At 77.7% G+C, this 4,268-nt stretch carries 1 protein-coding gene; it reads left to right on the forward strand.

The features are described from left to right. On the forward strand, positions 1-3,991 hold a 3,991-nt coding region (locus RKE29_RS28260), incomplete at its 5' end, for an SDR family NAD(P)-dependent oxidoreductase (RefSeq protein WP_312008533.1). Between the last annotated feature and the right edge of the window lie 277 nt (positions 3,992-4,268).

Consider the following 4,268-nt stretch of genomic DNA (forward strand, 5'->3'; position numbering starts at 1 on the left):
CCGTACGGTGTTCGTCTTCCCCGGCCAGGGCAGCCAGTGGGCGGGTACAGGAGCGGGTCTGCTGCGCACCTCGCCGGCGTTCGCGAAGGCGTTCACCGCCGGTAGGCAGGCGCTGGCACCGCACCTGCACTGGGACCTGGACCGGCTGCTGGAGGCCGGGACGGGCGATCCGCGGTGGCAGCGCGCGGAGTTCGTGCAGCCGGTGCTGTTCGCGGTGATGGTCTCCCTGGCCGCCGTGTGGCAGGAGCACGGCGTCACCCCGGACGCGGTGGTCGGCCACTCCCAGGGCGAGGTCGCCGCCGCCTGCGTCAGCGGCGCGCTGTCGCTGGAGGACGCCGCCCGGGTGGTCGCGGTACGCAGCCGGGCGGTGCGGGCCCTCCGGGGGAAGGGCGGCATGGCCTCGATCCCGGCGCCGGCGGACACGCTGCGCCAGGAAGTGGCCCGGCGCTGGCCGGGCAGGGTGTGGATCGCGGCGGTCAACGGGCCGCGGACCGCGGCCGTCAGCGGCGACCTCGCCGCGGTCGAGGAGGCGGTGGAGTACTTCACCCGCACCCTTGCCCCCGGCGCGGCGAAGCCGCGGCTGGTCCCGATCGACTACGCCTCGCACTCCCCCCACGTCGAGGCCGTGCGCGAGGAACTGCTGGCATCGCTGGACGGCCTCACCCTGCGGCCGGGCACGATCCCGTGGTACTCCACCGTGCACGGCCGCTGGATGGACGACACCGACACCACCGGCGACAGCGACGGCGGCGCGGGCGCGCAGTACTGGTACCGCAACCTGCGACAGCCCGTGGGCTTCGGCGACGCCATCAGCACCCTGACCGACCAGGGATTCACCACCTACATCGAAGTCAGCCCCCACCCCACACTGACACCCGCCATCCACGAAACCGCCGACACCGCAGACACACCCGTCACCGTCATCCCCACCCTCCGCCGCCACGAAGACGACACCCACCGCATACTGACCGCCCTGGCCCGCGCCCACACCCACGGACTCCCCGTCACCTGGCACCACCACCTCCCCACCCCCACCCCACCCCACCCCACCGACCTGCCCACCTACCCCTTCCAACGCCAGCGCTACTGGCTGACCACCCCCGCCGCCGCGCCAGACGTCACGACGGCCGGTCTGGACCCGACCGGTCACCCGCTGCTGGGCGCGGCCGTGGCCCTGGCCGAGGGGGAGGGCTGCCTGCTCACCGGCCGGCTGTCCCTGGCCACCCACCCGTGGCTCGCCGACCACGCCATCGCCGGGGCCGCGCTGCTGCCCGGCACCGCCTTCCTCGACCTGGCCCTCCAGGCAGGCGACCGGGTGGGCTGCCGGCGCGTGGAGGAGGTCACCCTGCACGAGCCGCTGTTCCTGCCGGCGCGGGGCGCGGTCCAGGTGCAGGTCTGGGTCGCGGCACCGGACGAGGAGGGCCACCGCGCTCTGACCGTCTCCGCACGGCCGGAGGACCCCGAGGACGAACCCGGCTGGGTGCGCCACGCCACGGGCCGGCTCGGACCCCAGGCCGCGCGGGACACCCTGGACGCCCTCGCGCACCCCGGGAGCGGCGACGCGGCGGTGGCGTGGCCGCCGCCGGACGCCGTCGCATGCGGCGCGGCGGAACTGGACGACCTGTACGAGCAGTACGCGGCGCGGGGGTTCGACTACGGCCCGGTCTTCCGGAGCCTGCGGCGGGCCTGGCGGCGGGGCGAGGAGATCTACGCGGAGGTGCGCCTGCCCGACGAGGCGGAGAGCGAGACCGGCCGGTTCGTCGTCCACCCCGCCCTGCTGGACGCCGCCCTGCACTCCGCCGCGCTGCGGCCGGCCGGCGGACTGCCGGAAGGGGCTCTGCCGTTCTCGTTCAGCGGGGTGAGCCTGCACGCCGCCGGCGCCTCGTCCCTGCGCGTACGGCTCACCGCGGCCGATGCGGAGCGCGGCCGGCACGCGCTGACGGTCGACCTGGCGGACGGCGTCGGCCGGCCGGTCGCCTCGATCGAGGCGCTCGCCGTCCGCCCGGTGTCGGCGCACGAGCTGTCGGCCGCCTCGCGTACCACCCGGGACGAGTCGCTGTTCCACGTCGAGTGGCAGCCCGTGGCCGCCGCGGCGCCGTCGGCCCCGCCGCGCCTGGTCACGGTGGGACCGCCGAGCCCGGACGCGGCGTCGGCGGACGGGTACGCGAGCCTGGCGGAGCTGGCCGAGGCGCTGAAGGCGGGGGAGCCGGTCCCCGACGCCGTCGTGCTGCACTGCGGCGGCCCCGCCGTCGACACCGCGGATCTGCCCGGCGCCGTACGGGAGGTGACGGCCCGTGCGCTGGAGGCCGTGCAGGCCTGGCTGGCGTGGAGCGAGCCGGCCCCGTCCCACCTGGTCGTGGTGACCCGGGGCGCGGTGGCCACGGCCGCGGCGGACGACGTGACGGACCTGGCGGGCGCGGCGGTGTGCGGCCTGGTGCGCTCCGCGCAGTCGGAGCACCCGGGCAGGATCGTCCTGCTCGACGTGGACGGCGCGGAGGCGGCCCCGGCCACCGTGGCCGCGGCGCTCGCCTGCGGCGAACCGCAGACGGCCGTACGCGCGGGAGTGCTCCTCGCGCCGCGGCTCGCGCGCGTACCCGCCGCCGGTACGGTCCCCGGCACGCGGGCGGCCGGCGCGGGCGGGGACGGTGGTGCGCCCGGCCCGTTCGATCCCGAGGGCACCGTGCTGATCACCGGCGGCACGGGCGCGCTCGGCGGCGCGCTCGCCCGGCACCTGGTCACCGCCCACGGCGTACGGCACCTTCTGCTGGCCGGCCGGCGCGGCCCGGACGCGCCCGGCGCCGCCGGCCTGCGCGCCGAACTCGCCGGTCTCGGCGCGGAGGTGACGCTTCGCGCCTGCGACACCGGCGACCGCGCCGCGCTGGCCGGACTGCTCGCGGCGATCCCCGCCGCGCACCCGCTGACCGGTGTCGTCCACGCCGCGGGCGTCCTGGACGACGCGACGGTCGCCTCCCTCACCCCCCGGCACCTCGGCACCGTACTGGCCCCCAAGGTGGACGCCGCCTTCCACCTGCACGAGCTGACCCGCCAGGCGCGGCCGGCCGCGTTCGTCATGTTCTCCTCCGCGGCCGGGGTCCTCGGCGCGCCCGGGCAGGGCAACTACGCGGCCGCCAACGCCTTCCTCGACGCGCTCGCCCACCACCGGCGCGCGCACGGCCTGCCCGCCGTGTCACTCGCCTGGGGGCTGTGGGAGGACCGCGGCGGGATGACCGGCCACCTCGACCAGGGCGACCGGGCCCGCATCACCCGCTCCGGTCTCAGCCCGCTCAGCACGGAGGACGGCCTGGCGCTGTTCGACGCCGCCCTCGCGGGCGACCGCCCGCTCCTGGTCCCGGCCCGGCTGGACATGCGGAGCCTGCGCGCCGCCCAGACCCTCGCGCCGCTGTTCCACGCGCTCGTACCCGCCCGCGCCGCGCGCCGCGAGCGGGCCGAGGCCGGCGCGGACGCGGTGGACCTGCGCACCCGCCTGGCGGCCCTGGAGCCCGCGGAGCAGCGGGACACCCTGCTCGCCGCCGTCCGCACCCACACCGCCGCCGTCCTCGGGCACGGCGGCGCGGGCGCGGTCCGCCCGGACGCCCCGTTCCGCGAGCTGGGATTCGACTCCCTCGCCGCGGTGGAACTCCGCAACCGCCTGCACGCCCTGTCGGGCCTGCGCCTGCCCGCGACCCTCGTCTTCGACCACCCGACCCCCACCGCACTCGCCGGTCACCTGCACACCCAGCTGAGCCCCGACACCCCGTCGGGGCCCGCCTCGGCGGTCCTGGCCGAGCTGGAGCGGCTGGAGTCGGCCCTGTCGGTCTCGGCGCTCGACGACGACACGCGCGGCAGCCTGGCGGTGCGGCTGCGCTCCCTCGCCCGCAAGGTGACGGGCGCGACCGGCGCCGAGGAGGGCGGCGACGCCGGGCCGGACCTCCGGTCGGCCACCGACGACGAGATGTTCGAGCTGATCGACAAGGAGATCAGCCGCAACTGACCCGCCGCCGTGCACCGGCGGCAGCGGCGCGGCGTACGGCGGCGCGGCCCGCGGGCGGCGTACGGGCGGTGCGGCGTTCGGCAGCGCGAGGGCCGGGCGGCACCGCCCGTGGGTGCCGCCCGGCCCGCGTGTGTCCCTTGCGCCCGTACGCCCTCAGCGCCCCGTACGCCGTGCGGCGCGCGCCGGGCTCACTCGGCCGGCAGGTGCCGCGACAGCCAGGGAGTGTCCGTGTTGGCCCGCATGGCGGCGGCCTCGGCCGCCGCGGCCAGCGCCGCCG

The organism is Streptomyces sp. B1866, from assembly GCF_031932565.1.
GTDB lineage: Bacteria > Actinomycetota > Actinomycetes > Streptomycetales > Streptomycetaceae > Streptomyces.